Source organism: Rhizobium sp. S152 (assembly GCF_030380735.1).
Classification (GTDB): Bacteria; Pseudomonadota; Alphaproteobacteria; order Rhizobiales; family Rhizobiaceae; genus Rhizobium.
On sequence record NZ_JAUDRZ010000003.1, the window covers coordinates 339,570 to 352,485 of the forward strand.

Sequence of the window (12,916 nt, forward strand, 5' to 3'; positions counted from 1 at the left end):
TCCTTTCGTTTAGAGCGGAGCCCCCGATCATGAGCCTTGAGAGTGTCCGCGCGTTCTTCAGCGCCAACGCGCCCGATATCGATATCATCGAAACCGCCGAGAGTTCGTCGACCGTGGCGCTGGCGGCCGAGGCGCATGGGGTGGATCCGGCGCAGATCGCCAAGACGATCTGCCTGCGTGTCGGGGAAAGGACCCTCCTCGTGGTCACCGGCGGCCTCGCGCGGATCGACAACAGGAAGTTCAAGGATGCCTTCGGCGGCAAGGGCCGGATGCTCGGCGCCGAGGAAGTGGTCGAAGTCACGAGCCACCCGGTCGGCGGCGTTTGCCCTTTTGGCTTGCCGTCGGCGATACCCGTTTATTGTGACATTTCCCTGAAGCAATTCGAGGAGGTGGTGCCCGCCGCCGGCTCCACCAATTCGGCGGTGCGCATCTCGACCGGGCGATTGGCGGCGTTGACCGGCGCCACATGGGTCGACGTCTGCCAGTAACGAATGACTCGGGCACGCTTACAAAGCCGTGATTGGCTTCCTATATAGCGAACGAGTAAAGTTTCGCTGCCATAGGGGAGAAATTGAATGCCACGTGCCTTTTCGCGTTTTGCCAAGATTGCGGCGATTGCCGTTCTGACAGGCGCCAGTGTCTTTGCATCGATCAGCGATGCCGATGCGCGACGGGCCGGCGGCTTCGGTTTCGGTAGCCGCGGTGCGCGTACATTCCAGGCGCCGCCTGTTACCCGCACCGCACCGGCACCGGCTGCCCCGATCGACCGCACGATGACCCAGCGTCCGCAGACGCAGGCACCCGCAGCGGGCCAGCAGATGAACACGCCGCGTCCCGGTCTCTTCGGCGGCTTCGGTCGCTCCATGATCGGTGGTCTTGTTGCCGGTGGCCTGCTCGGCATGCTGCTGGGTCATGGTTTCGGCGGCGGCTTCGGTTTCCTCGGCATGCTGCTGCAGATCGGCCTGATTGCCTTGGCGATCTCTTTCGCCATGCGCTTCTTCGCCAGCCGTCGCCAGGCCGCCTATGGTTCGCCGGCGCAGGGTGCAAGCGCCTACAACATGGCGCCGCCGGCCGGAAATTCGTCGTTCAAGATACCGTCCATCGGCTCGGGCTCAGGCTTCGGTGCGTCGCAGTCGCAGCCGCAGCGCAGCACCAAGGCCAATGATGAAATCGGCCTGACGCAGCGCGATCTCGATCAGTTCGAGACGCTCCTGACCGAGGTACAGACCGCTTATGGCGCCGAGGATTACGGTGCACTGCGTCGCCTGACGACGCCGGAGGCGATGTCCTATCTGGCTGAAGAGCTTGGCGAAAACGCCACCAACGGCGTCCGCAACAAGGTGTCCGACGTCAAGCTGCTGCAAGGCGATATCGCCGAGGCGTGGCGCGAGGACGGCGCGGAATACGCAACGCTTGCAATGCGTTATTCGTCTATCGACGCCATGGTCGAACGTGAGGGTGGCCGGGTGGTGAGCGGCGACGACAGCCGGCCGACGGAAACGACCGAAGTCTGGACCTTCGTGCGACGCACAGGCAAGGATTGGACATTGGCGGCGATCCAGGGCACGGAGCAGCGCGCCGCCTGAAGCCCCTCAGGTATCCTCCGGCGCTCCTGAGGGGAGCGCCGTCGCCCGTTAAGGTGCGGGCTGTCCTGTCAGGATGAAGTAGCCCCACATCAAGAGAAATGCCGCGACAACCGCAGCAATGACGAGCAGCTTGCGCAGGCCGGGGCGCGGCTGCTTGACGGGCTTGGGTTTGCGGAACTTGATGACATTGTCGCTCACCGGCGCACCTTCCTCGATATTTCCATTCGTCTCCGAATATTGCGCATCGCGCCCCATCCTTCAACGGCAAAGGCGCGTTTCCTTCTACGCATTGGCCGCAAGGAGTAAGGCTGCTCGGTTGTGATCCGAACAGTATCTGCCCTCCGCAGCCAGCCTCTCTGTCAGCGTGTCCCGGTACGACCCGCGAAGGCGGCGGAAAGCCGGGCGTTCATGGCGCGCGCCGGGGAGGCGGATGGCTGGGAAGCGACGGAAGCGAAACGGATTTCGGCTTCGCCGGCGTCGAGCCTGAACTGTGCGAGCAGTTCGTTCAGGGTCGCCGCCTGCGTTGCAAGGCTATGGCTTGCGGCAGTGGTCTGCTCGACCATCGCGGCATTCTGCTGCGTCCCTTGGTCCATCAGGTTTACCGACGTATTGATCTCGGAGAGCCCTGTCGATTGTTCCCTGCTCGACACCACGATCGACGCGACATTGGTGCTGATCTGCTGCACGTTGGCGACGATCGCCTCCAGGGCGGTTCCGGTCTGGCCAACGAGGGCCACGCCATCGCGTACCCTTTCGCCCGACACCGTAATCAGCGCCTTGATCTCGCGCGCGGCCGAAGCCGAGCGCTGTGCCAGCTCGCGCACTTCCTGTGCCACCACGGCAAAGCCCTTGCCCGCTTCGCCGGCGCGCGCCGCCTCGACACCCGCGTTCAGCGCCAGCAGATTGGTCTGGAAGGCGATGTCGTCGATGACGCCGATGATGTTTCCGATCTCGTTAGACGATTTTTCGATCGCCTCCATGGCGCCCACGGCGTGGTGGACGATATCGCCGGAGCGTTCGGCGTCCGTGCGGGTATGGTTGACGAGTTGTCCAGCCTCGCCGGCACGTGTGGCTGAATCCTTCACCGCAGCGGTAACCTGTTCGAGCGCTGCCGCGGTTTCCTCGACCGAAGCGGCCTGCTGTTCGGTTCGCTTCGAGAGGTCGTCCGCAGCGGCGCGGATTTCGTTGGCGCCGGCATCGATCATGCGCGCATTCTCGCCGACCGCCTGCAGAACGCTCTGCAGCTTGGCGACGGAATCGTTGAAGCTCTGCCGCAAGCCATCGAGATGATCGGCGAAAGGCTGGCGCAGGCGGAAAGTCATGTCGCCATCGGCGAGATTGGTCAGGCCGCTGCCCAGTGCCTCGACCGCGAATGAGACTTCCGCGGCTTCGCGCGCCTTCTGGTCCTCGCGGACAATACGCTCGCGTTCGCTGAGCGAGCGGTTTGCCTCGGTCTCCCTCTCCAGCCGCTCTCGCTCCAGTGCATTCTGCCGGAACACGGAAACGGCGGCCGCCATTTCGCCGATTTCGTCGCGGCGGTCCGCATGCGGGATTTCGATGTTGCTGTCGCCGGCGGCGAGTGCGTTCATCGCCTGCGTGATCGAGCCGATCGGGCGGGTCACGCGTATGTAGCTGAGAAGCGCCGCGCCGCCAGCAAGCGCCACCGCAACCGCTACGCCAGCGATTGTCGAGATCGAGATGAAGTCGCCGGCGTCCTGCGCCTCCTGGCGGTCCTGCGCGGCCGAAACCTTGTTGTCGTTGATCAGTTCCTGCAAGACCTTGCCGATTTCCGCCCCCTTCGGGACCATCTGAGCGATCACAGCCTTCGCTTCATCCACTTTCGCGTTGGCCATCAGATCGATGAACTGCGTGCCGAACGCATCGTATTCGCCAACCAGCTTTTGAAGCGCCCCGAACTTCGCCTTCGATGCCTGCAGGGTAATGGTATCGCCGAACTCGCGGAAAGCGTCGTCACGCTCCTTCGCCTTTGCGCGGAGCTGATCCAGCCAGCGCTGCTGGTCGTCGACACCATCAGACGACAGCGTCATCAGATAGAGGCGGCGCACGTCGGACATCACGCGGTCCATGTTGGCGATCATTAGAGAGCGGTCCATACGCAGGCTAAGGTTGCCGACCTGGCCCTCGAGCTGCCAGACCGAGCGCATGCCCGCAGCGCCTTGCACGACGAGCATCATGACAATCATCGCGAAAAGGATTGGAAGAAGTATCTTGATTTTGACGGAGGCCATGCAAATACCGAAGGTTCAAAATGGATGCTGAAACGCTACGTCCCTTATGACATCTCGGTTTGAATAAAGCCTTACCACCAAAGCTTTTAGCGGAAATTTCCTGCAATTGACGATTGTCAAGTTGCAAGGGCTTTCGGACCGTGCGTCCCTCGCGGCGGCGAAGTCCAAGTGGCCCACGCCACAAGGCGGTGACACTACGAACCGCAAAAAAATGCCCCGCTTTCGCGGGGCGAATTCCGAGAGACTCAGTTGCTCCGAGGGGAAACGGGCAACTGATCAACAATAGATTGTAAAAACGAACATCTCAATCGTAATCGACGATGCCCCTATGGTTTTGTGCCGGTATCCGTCGACGGCGTCTGCGGGGTCGCTGCAGGCGGCGTTGCCGGGGTCATCGGGTCGGGCGCCGACTGTGTGATCGGCGGTTTGGTCGATGCGGTTGTGCCGGAATCGACGCCGGCCGTTCCTCCCCACTGCATCCAGGCGAAAGCCGCGATGAGGACGACTGCAGCCACCGCGATCCAGGCGCCCCAGTTGCCACGGCCGTTGGGCCGGGTACGCAGGTCAAGTTCACTGTTTCTGTTGGGGTCGAAAGACATGATCTTTCCTCCACGTTGACATGGAGAATGAATTCGAGACTGCTAAAATTGTTCCACGATGGAACTATTTCATCAGAAGCCGGGTCAGGCTTCGTTCGTCCTTTACCCCGTCCTGATAGAAATGCAGGATCGAGGATGCCAGCTGCTCCCGTTCGTCTTCCGACATCCCGTGCTGGGCGGCCAGCGTTTCGAACACGCGTTCGCACAGGGCGATGTCGTCATTTTGCAACGGCACTTTAACGGCCGCGACAAGCTTGCGGATCATGTCTGCCTTCCCTCGATAAGCTCACTAAATTAGTAGGGGAGACAGTGATTGCTTCAAGATCAGCAGCGGCGCGTCACGGCTATTTGATAGAAATGCCGTTTTCCAATAGTCCCTGCTTCAGCTGTTCGATGAGGTCTCGCCGGGTTTCCGACCATTTGCGGGTCTCTGCCCAATATTCCATCTTGAGCGTCGTCTTGTCCGCCGTCAGATCGTCGGTAAAGACGCGAGGGGCGGGGCTGTTGCGCACGCGCTTGTCGCTACGGATGATGTCGAGCAGAGTTTTCTTGACCTTCGCAGTATCCTCGTCGTTGGCAACGGCGATCGACAGTTCCTGTCTCCGGTCGGGCTCACGGCTGTGGTTGATGATGGGGGTATTCCACAGCGTCGAGTTCGGTGCGAGAAGATAGAGGCCGTCGGGGGTCTTCAGTTGTGTTGCGAAGAGCCCGATCTCCTTGACGTAGCCCTTCACGCTCGCGGTCTCGATGTATTCGCCGACGCGCAACGGACGAAGCACCAGCAGCATGATGCCAGCCGCGATATTCTGCAGCGTCCCCTGCAGCGCAAGGCCGATTGCCAGACCTGCGGCGCCCAACGCAGCGACGATTGACGTCGTCTGCACTCCGAACTGACCGAGCACGGTAACGAAGACGAGAACGAGGAGCCCGTAGTGCAATACGTTTTCGAAGAAGCGGGCAAGCGTTTCGTCGATGCCATGGATGCGGGAAATACCCCTGTAGGCCCAGCGGCTGATAAGACCGGACAACAGCCAGCCTCCGACAAGCAGGATGATCGCGCCGAGGATCGAGAAACCGTATTGTACGATAAGCGCGGTTGCCTGGCTGAACGCCGTGCGTGTGGCGACAACCACGTTTGTAGCCTGATTTTCCATCGTCATCTCCGTATTCGACACAGGTGCCAAATAGGTCGAGAAGATTAATGTTCCAATATTTTCATGTTGATACCGGTGAGGACCATGCCCGCCGGGCAGTCAGAGGGTGGCCAGAACGCGGTTCGGCACGCTGCTGCCGTAGTTGTTACGGATAGCGACCTTGTGTTCGAGGGCGGCTATAACGTCGGGCGAAAAATCGACTCCGTAAAGCTGCTCTACATCAGGCAAGCCGCCCGGCGTGAATACGTTGATTTCCAGGATCTTGTCGCCGACGATGTCCAGGCCAACGAGGAACATGCCGTCCGCGATGAGTTTCGGCCGTACGGCGTCGGCCACCTCGAGTATCTTCGGCGTGATCTTGGCCGCCGCGGCGGTACCCGCCGCATTCATGTTCGAACGCACTTCACCCTTGGCCGGAACGCGGCGGAACGCCGCATAGGTGCCATCCCGCTCCAGCGGCTTGCCGTTCATCAAAAACAGGCGGATGTCGCCTTCTGTCGCATCGGGAAGATAGCCCTGGGCGATAAGATAGCCTTCGCCGCTTACCGCCTCGAAGATTTGGTTGAGGTTGGATTCCTTGTTGGAGGCGATCTTGAAGACATGCCGGCCGCCCGACCCCTGAAGGGGCTTGAGGATGACGCCTTGCTTATGCGCTGCTATGAAATCCCGGATCTCGTCTATGTTTTTCGAGATCAGCGTCGTCGGGCGGACGCTTTGCGGAAAATCCTGGAAATAAAGCTTGTTCTGAGCTCGCGACAGACCGTCCGGATCGTTGACGGTGATGACGCCGCGCTCGACAGCGAGCCTGCCGAACATGGCGCCGACATGGGCCGCCCAGGGCCGTTCGTCCGCGTCCTCCGAGGGATCGTTGCGCAGGAACAGCACATCTACTTCCGAGATGTCGATGGTTTCAGCCTGCCATTTGCCGTCATGGAGAGTGGCGACGAAGGAATCTGCCTTCTTTTGCTTGGGCGGAGGCACGACGGCGCGCACCAGCAGGCTGTCGTCGGCGCGCATGATGAAATCACCCGGCGTGACATAGCAGACCTCGTGGCCGCGCGCGATGGCGGCGAGCGCCAGCGCCGTCGTGGTATAATAGGAGGCTTCGCCCGCAATGGAATTCACTAAAAACGCAATCCGCATCTACTCTCCCCTTGGCTGTAACATGTCGATCGGGCGCATTCCCTGCCGGGCGCATGCCATTCCGTGTTTGCCCGCTGCGGTTTCCAGGAAAAGCGGACGCACGACGGGCTGCCGCAACAAACCGCGCGACGCCAGTTCCTCCATGACGTTGAAATGCGAGGAGGCGATTTTCCCCATCCAGAACGGCTCAAGCGCGCCGCCGCTGCCGAGATGAGCCAGAAGCTCAAGCAGTCCGCGGAGATAGATGGCATCCTTGGCGAGCCGTCCCCCCCTGTAGAGCCGCAGCACGAGATTGAAGGCAAGCGCTTCGGGGAAGTCGTGGTCCCTGTTCAGGATGGCGAAGGTCTCGGCGAAGCTGGCGCCATCGAGCATCGCGGCGCAGCCGACAACCCGACCGGCGATCAGCCGCAGGCGTTCAGTTGTCATGCCGCCTGAGAGATATTCGGCGAAGACCGCCAAACCTTCCTGCATCCCCTCGTATCCGGACAGCCCGGAGCGGAACAGGCGCAGCCCCTGGGCCGAGCCGTTGAAGTAGGTGAGGAGGTGGACGCCGATCTCGTGCGACAGCAAGGGTTCGACACGGTGCGGATCCATCGATGTATCCGTCGAGATCAGCAGGCGATTACCTGAGACCATCAGGCCGGACGGAAGGTCATCACGAAGCTCGATGCGTGCATCGAAGCTGCTGTACTGCTTCCTATACGTCTCGATCATGTCCGCGGCCTGACGTGCGACGGCAAGGCCATCCATATCGGGCGGAGCGAGTTCTTGAGTTTTGCTCCGAGCATCCGACAGGTCCTGAAGGATGGTGGTTGCTTCAGTTAGAAGCTGTGTTTCAACGGGCCCATAAATCGCCCGGCCGAACTCCACGAACCGCGGCGTATGTCGCGAGGCGATCAAAGAGAGCTGCAGGTCGAGCTCCTGCTGCTTTTCGCGGTAGAGGTTATAGAGCAGCGGATCTTCCATATGGTCGAAGGAGATTGCGAACAGCTTCCGCTTCGCGGTCTCGATCTGCACCGTCAGCGGGCGATAGAGGAATACAGGTTCTGTCCGATAGCCGCCGGCCTTGAACGCATCGAAGGCGGCTTCCGCGTTTATCGGCGTCACCGTCAACAGAAAGTCGAAGGATTGAGCCACCTCGTCGATGGCGCGATCCACCCTCGTTACCGCGTCGACGATGGCCTTGCGGCCGAGCGCACGGTGTGTCGAGACCGTGAGGCTTTGGTGGCGTTCGATGAACGAGGCGAACGCCTGGAGGGCGGCATCGAACATCATGGCAACCAGGATCTCGCGCAACTCCGGATAAAAGGTGCCATCCGGTTGCCGGTAAACGGGAGCAAAGCGAACCGATATCGCCGAACATCCGGATTGCCTGGCCATTCGAGCGATGGCGTCCGCCGGCGGCTTCTGCTGCTTCTGTACAAGGGGCCTGCGAAACCGCGCCTTGCTTCGGCCCACCGCGGTCGAGAACACGTCAGCCGCCGTTGCGGCATCCGGCGTGGACCATACGCGGACGTCGAAGGCGGGCAGGAACGGCGCGTCTTCGGATGGAGGGGTGTCGTGTTCAAGCTCGCCGACATCCAGCAGCAAGAATGCGCCAAACATTTCCTTCAGAACCGGGGCGATGGTCTCGATGAGAGGCTGCAGAGCAGTGCGGTTTGCGGTCACCAGATAGGAGGCATTGGCTTGCGCAATGGCGCGGGCGACGGGCTCGTCGTCGTCATCGGCGACATGGACGCAGAGGAACGGCAACGGCCGGTCGATATGCAGCCGTCCGCCATCCGGCAGATCACGCCGAACCGGTTTCTTCGCACGGATGCAACTGACGATCTCGTCGAGAAAATCCGCCTCGGGAGGGGCTGCCAGCGTGTGAACGCTTTTCATGACACACGCTCCAACGCTCGTTCGAGCAGCGGCACCGTGGACGCTAACATGTCGCGAAGTTCGAGCAGGGTTTCCGTATCGGGCTCGCCGGTCCACTCGTCCATGAAGAACTTCTTGAACTCGACAGCGATGGCGCAGCCCGTTTGCGGAAAATGCTTGTGAATGAAGCGGGTTTGCTCGCCTTTTCCCTGGAACGCGACGTTTTCGCGGACGTGGAGCGCGCGACCGCGAATGCGAAAACCGCCAAGGTGATCGATCAGCTCATCGACGAGATCGCCCCAACGATCGCGATCCATCGAGAACGTACCGATATTGATATCCGGTGCATCGACCGGATCGCTTGGCGGGGCGTTGGGGCCAGCGCGCCGGTGATTGTAGCTATGGACATCCAGCACCGCGAACCGGCCGTGTTGACGCTCGATAGCCGTTAGCGTGGTGCGCAGCGCTTCGTAGTAGCCATCGTGTATCTCAAGGGAAGTCGCCACATGCGACTCGGACAGGTCCGTATTCCAGACCTTCAACCCCCAGGCCTGCTCTGGCCGGAGATAGACAGCGCCGTCGCGATCTCTGTTCAAGTCGACCTCGAAACGCGAACGGCGGAACACGATACGATTGGGGACGCGGCCTATGATGAACTCGGTAAACGGATCCTCTTCCCGCATCCGCTCCTCGGGAGCGAGAGCGTAGAGTTCCGCGATCTCGGGCCGCACCACGTGCCCCTCGTGGATCGCCGTCGCGACGACGCAGGAGGCGCCTCTGTCTATCGTCCACAGAGACGACGGGTCGTGGTCATCACGTGCCATGAAAGACCGGGACGGAATGGGCTGTACCCTTTCTTGTCTGGCCGAACAGCCCGGTTAGAGCTGACGGGACTGTTGTTCGGCTTGCTGCGAGATTTTCTGGATTCGCTGGACTTGCACGTTCAGCCGGCTCGTTTCCAGCGCGGAGAGCGCCGGACGCCTCACGATGGGCGGCTGTCGTGTTTCGTTGGCGTCCACCGGGTTCATCGATTTCGTATGCATGCTTCTACCTGGGAATGCGGGCGCCATGCGCCCATGCGACATATAAGGGATCGGCACCGCATGCCGATCCGGATCGATCAGACGACGCTGACGCTTGGCAAATGCGTAATGACTTCCGCTCTCTTGTCCTTCGACAGCGGTTCAATTCGACTTTGCCAGAAAGACTTCGCTTCGGCGCTGTCGGCCTCCCACTCTCGCGTGGAAACCAGATTGTCATCGTTGGCCGAACGTCGCTTGCCGCCAAGCCGAACATATTCCTGGGCAAGTTCGAGTGCTTCGGTAGGCAATGGTGAGGGTGGGTTTGTCATGTGCGCCTCCTCATGTCGTGGCGCGCAAGGTGCACTCGGCACTTTGCGCTCGTTTTGTCATCGGCGAAGCAGGCGCATGGCCAGCGAGACGACGAACAGCACAACGAAAATGAAGAACAGAACCTGAGCGATAGACGCGGAAGCGCCGGCAATGCCACCGAAACCCAGAACGCCCGCAATCAGCGCGACAACCAGAAATACAAGAGCATAATAAAGCATGATAGTCTCCTTTCTCCGTTCCCTAAAAAACGGAGATCGGTCGACTAAGTTCCATCGTCGGGAAAAAGCGATGATCTAGGACAACGAACCTAAAGCCGCTCTCGTAAAGCGGTCGCCCTCATGCGGGGCTGGCGGCTCCGCCGCGCCCAGATAGAAGCGCAATGGGGCGATGAGGGCGAACCAAAGTGATGCGCCGAGCATGAAGGACGCGGTGACACTGTCGTCGGAGGCGTGGGCAAATGGAAGCAGCGCCGAGCCGACAACGACGGCCATGCGAAGCGCCCATTCGTTCTCACGCTTGCCGATCGCGGATGCACGCAGTGCCTTGTAGTCGCTGACGCCGTAGGGGCCACCCTCTCCGCGCTTCAGCAGCTGCCAAGCGGAGGGGAGGGCGAGCGCCAGAAGCGCGCCCTGGCAGAGCAAGAGCAGTTCCCCCTGCATGAAAAACAGGGTTGCAATCATAAGAAATGTCGCGGAAATCAGGTTCCACACCGGCTCCAGCGTGTCCGGCCGCTGGCCGGTAAGCACGTGCCACCGCCTCAGCAACATTGCCGCGCCCTGCAGCAATGGCTCATCCACGTAACGATTGATCCAGTTCATGCGCTCGCCCAACATGCGTTGCCACCGAGCGTCCCTCATCATGAAAATGGGTCGTTATCGTGGCATTCGAGCCTCGTCGGGCGAAGTTGCGCCAAGTGATGTGTAATTGCCTATGGTCGCACGAGCGGCATTTCAGTGGCGCACATGTTCCGGCTTGTTCTTGGTCTTGGTGGACGCGAACTCCTCAAGTTCCTTCTCGGTCATCGATTCGACCATGCCTTTAGAGGCACCCTTGAGTTTGGTTCTGGGGGTTTCACCGCGTTTGGCTGACAGCGCCGCACCCGCGGCTTTCTGCTGCGCTTTCGATTTGGCCGGCATCATGAAACTCCTTTTTCTGTTGCCGAAAGCGATCATTTTTCCTTGACGAAGATGTCCGCTTCCACTGCCGCGGCGATGAAGGCATTGCGTGCCTCCGATGGCGGCCGCTGACCGCTCAATACCTGCCTGCATGTTCGTTTTGCACTCTTCAGATTTCGCCCGCGGGCAACCGGCCATGCATTATTTAGAATGGTCGCGGCCTCGCTGGTATTCGAGATAGTCCTGAACTCTCCGGTCCGGTGGATTTGAAAGGAGAGCGGCCTACTCCATCGTTTCGGATCCATAACGCAATACCTCCGATGAGAGATAAACGCTGCGACGACGATGACGTTCCGATCACGCGATTTTTCTTGCAGGAGCCAATAGGGCGCGTGCATCTGCCAGCGAATCCGGATGCCTCATATGCAAAATTTGCGCTGCTCACATTAATGGCAACACGCTATATATTTGGGCATCGAAAAAGGAGATATGCAATGAAAATAACCAATCGGATCGTCGAATACTTCCAGCTCAACAAGGCCTACCGCGAACTGCAGCGCCTGGATGATGCTGCTCTCAAGGATATCGGCGTCAGCCGCTCGGACATGAAGCGTCGCGTATACGGCCGTTGATCCAAGTTAGCATGACAACAGTATGTAAGGCTCGCCGATGCGGGCCTTTGTTGTTTCTGGTGGCCGATCCCTGCTCACAGCGCGCCCTCCGCTCTCATCGTCGGCTCGCCCTGTGAGCCGCTGTTAGATGATGCCCATCGATCCTTTCCAGCTCGGCCTTTCCATCCTTTTCACGTAAACACGAAATTGTGTGGCCTCGACGACTGGCGGCCTGCACGCTCTGGGTTATCCTGCGACCGCAAGGCGAACTGGATCAGGCACGCACACGCCTGTTCGTTGACCGCCGGAAACAGTCGTGTGGGTGGGACCGGCACGCAAGGATGGAGGAAAAGAGATGAACCGTCTGACGGCGAAGGACTTTCCGCAGGAACTGCTCGAGCTCTACGACTATTATGCCCACGGCAGGATAACCAAACGCGAGTTTCTCGATCGCGCCGCCAAGTATGCGGTGGGAGGCGTAACGGCCGCCGCCATTCTCTCCTCGATGAGCCCGAACTATGCGCTGGCCACCCAGGTCGAGTTTACCGATCCCGATATCGTTGCCGAATACATCACCTACCCCTCGCCGAAGGGCAATGGCGATGTCCGCGCCTATCTCGTTCGCCCCGCCAAGGCGACAGGCAAGGTACCGGCCGTGGTGGTCGTGCACGAGAACAGAGGTCTCAATCCCTATATCGAGGATGTGGCGCGCCGTGTCGCCAAGGCGGGCTTCATCGCGCTCGCTCCGGATGGGCTGACATCGGTTGGAGGCTATCCCGGCAATGACGAGAAGGGCCGCGAACTGCAGCAGAAGGTCGATCCGGAGAAGTTGATGAATGACTTCTTCGCGGCGATCGAGTTCATGATGAAAAGCGACATGACCACCGGCAAGGTCGGCATCACCGGCTTTTGCTATGGTGGCGGCGTGGCCAATGCCGCAGCGGTTGCCTACCCGGAACTTGCGGCTGCGGTACCTTTCTACGGCCGACAGCCCAAGGCGGAAAGCGTGCCGAGCATCAAGGCGCCGCTTCTCTTGCATTATGCCGAGCTCGACAAGGGCATTACCGATGGTTGGCCGCCTTACGAGGAAGCGTTGAAGGCAAACAACAAGACTTACGAAGCCTACATCTATCCCGGCGTCAATCACGGTTTCCACAATGACTCCACGCCGCGCTACGACGAAGCTGCAGCCAAGCTTGCCTGGGACCGGACAATCGACTGGTTCAAGCGCTATCTTGCTTGAT

General features: G+C 60.2%; 18 protein-coding genes. 4 read left to right on the forward strand and 14 right to left on the reverse strand.

Features of this window, described 5'->3' with window-relative positions:
* Nucleotides 1-29 precede the first annotated feature (29 nt).
* Together QTL95_RS06185 and QTL95_RS06190 are read left to right on the forward strand one after the other, a co-directional pair.
* Complete coding sequence (locus tag QTL95_RS06185) at nucleotides 30-488, forward strand: YbaK/EbsC family protein (RefSeq protein WP_289719087.1); 459 nt, start codon at nucleotides 30-32, stop codon at nucleotides 486-488.
* An 87-nt stretch (nucleotides 489-575) separates the two neighbouring features.
* Nucleotides 576-1,586 carry a Tim44 domain-containing protein gene (locus QTL95_RS06190; protein ID WP_289719088.1) on the forward strand — a complete coding sequence of 337 codons (1,011 nt, stop codon included), beginning with the start codon at nucleotides 576-578 and terminating at the stop codon, nucleotides 1,584-1,586.
* A gap of 48 nt (nucleotides 1,587-1,634) precedes the next feature.
* Here QTL95_RS06190 and QTL95_RS06195 read toward each other — a convergent pair whose 3' ends face one another.
* The 14 genes from QTL95_RS06195 to QTL95_RS28630 form a co-directional block, all read right to left on the reverse strand.
* Complete coding sequence (locus tag QTL95_RS06195; RefSeq protein ID WP_289719089.1) at nucleotides 1,635-1,784, reverse strand: hypothetical protein; 150 nt, start codon at nucleotides 1,782-1,784, stop codon at nucleotides 1,635-1,637.
* 161 nt (nucleotides 1,785-1,945) lie between these two features.
* On the reverse strand, nucleotides 1,946-3,835 hold the full coding sequence (locus tag QTL95_RS06200) for a HAMP domain-containing methyl-accepting chemotaxis protein (RefSeq protein ID WP_289719090.1): 1,890 nt from the start codon (nucleotides 3,833-3,835) through the stop codon (nucleotides 1,946-1,948).
* Nucleotides 3,836-4,161: 326 nt separating this feature from the next.
* Nucleotides 4,162-4,434, reverse strand: a complete 273-nt coding sequence (locus tag QTL95_RS06205; protein ID WP_289719091.1) for a hypothetical protein — start codon at nucleotides 4,432-4,434, stop codon at nucleotides 4,162-4,164.
* Nucleotides 4,435-4,498: 64 nt separating this feature from the next.
* Complete coding sequence (locus QTL95_RS06210; protein WP_289719092.1) at nucleotides 4,499-4,699, reverse strand: hypothetical protein; 201 nt, start codon at nucleotides 4,697-4,699, stop codon at nucleotides 4,499-4,501.
* A 79-nt stretch (nucleotides 4,700-4,778) separates the two neighbouring features.
* Nucleotides 4,779-5,588 carry a mechanosensitive ion channel family protein gene (locus tag QTL95_RS06215; protein WP_289719093.1) on the reverse strand — a complete coding sequence of 270 codons (810 nt, stop codon included), beginning with the start codon at nucleotides 5,586-5,588 and terminating at the stop codon, nucleotides 4,779-4,781.
* Nucleotides 5,589-5,687: 99 nt separating this feature from the next.
* Entirely contained in the window at nucleotides 5,688-6,731 is a 1,044-nt protein-coding gene (locus tag QTL95_RS06220) for a glutathione synthetase (RefSeq protein ID WP_289719094.1), read from the reverse strand.
* Entirely contained in the window at nucleotides 6,732-8,615 is a 1,884-nt protein-coding gene (locus tag QTL95_RS06225) for a flavohemoglobin expression-modulating QEGLA motif protein (protein WP_289719095.1), read from the reverse strand. It lies immediately after the preceding gene.
* Nucleotides 8,612-9,418: an N-formylglutamate amidohydrolase gene (locus QTL95_RS06230; RefSeq protein ID WP_289719096.1), complete on the reverse strand. Its 807-nt coding sequence runs from the start codon at nucleotides 9,416-9,418 to the stop codon at nucleotides 8,612-8,614. Before QTL95_RS06230 ends, QTL95_RS06225 begins: the two co-directional genes overlap by 4 nt.
* Nucleotides 9,419-9,472: 54 nt before the next feature.
* Entirely contained in the window at nucleotides 9,473-9,637 is a 165-nt protein-coding gene (locus QTL95_RS06235; RefSeq protein ID WP_289719097.1) for a hypothetical protein, read from the reverse strand.
* A 77-nt stretch (nucleotides 9,638-9,714) separates the two neighbouring features.
* Complete coding sequence (locus tag QTL95_RS06240) at nucleotides 9,715-9,945, reverse strand: hypothetical protein (RefSeq protein WP_289719098.1); 231 nt, start codon at nucleotides 9,943-9,945, stop codon at nucleotides 9,715-9,717.
* Nucleotides 9,946-10,002: 57 nt separating this feature from the next.
* A complete protein-coding gene (locus QTL95_RS06245) occupies nucleotides 10,003-10,164 on the reverse strand; it encodes a DUF1328 domain-containing protein (protein WP_037185010.1) in 162 nt (53 codons plus the stop codon).
* 75 nt (nucleotides 10,165-10,239) lie between these two features.
* Nucleotides 10,240-10,764 (reverse strand): hypothetical protein, encoded by a 525-nt coding sequence (locus tag QTL95_RS06250; RefSeq protein ID WP_289719099.1) that lies wholly within the window; start codon nucleotides 10,762-10,764, stop codon nucleotides 10,240-10,242.
* A 132-nt stretch (nucleotides 10,765-10,896) separates the two neighbouring features.
* On the reverse strand, nucleotides 10,897-11,082 hold the full coding sequence (locus QTL95_RS06255) for a DUF3008 family protein (protein ID WP_289719205.1): 186 nt from the start codon (nucleotides 11,080-11,082) through the stop codon (nucleotides 10,897-10,899).
* A 32-nt stretch (nucleotides 11,083-11,114) separates the two neighbouring features.
* Nucleotides 11,115-11,459, reverse strand: coding sequence for a DUF982 domain-containing protein (locus tag QTL95_RS28630; protein WP_442981260.1), 345 nt, complete (start codon nucleotides 11,457-11,459; stop codon nucleotides 11,115-11,117).
* Between the two features lie 96 nt (nucleotides 11,460-11,555).
* Between QTL95_RS28630 and QTL95_RS06260 the strand changes: the two genes are divergently transcribed.
* Entirely contained in the window at nucleotides 11,556-11,693 is a 138-nt protein-coding gene (locus tag QTL95_RS06260) for a DUF1127 domain-containing protein (RefSeq protein ID WP_289719100.1), read from the forward strand.
* A gap of 334 nt (nucleotides 11,694-12,027) precedes the next feature.
* Entirely contained in the window at nucleotides 12,028-12,915 is an 888-nt protein-coding gene (yghX, locus tag QTL95_RS06265; protein ID WP_289719101.1) for a YghX family hydrolase, read from the forward strand.
* The last annotated feature ends 1 nt before the right edge of the window (nucleotide 12,916 follow it).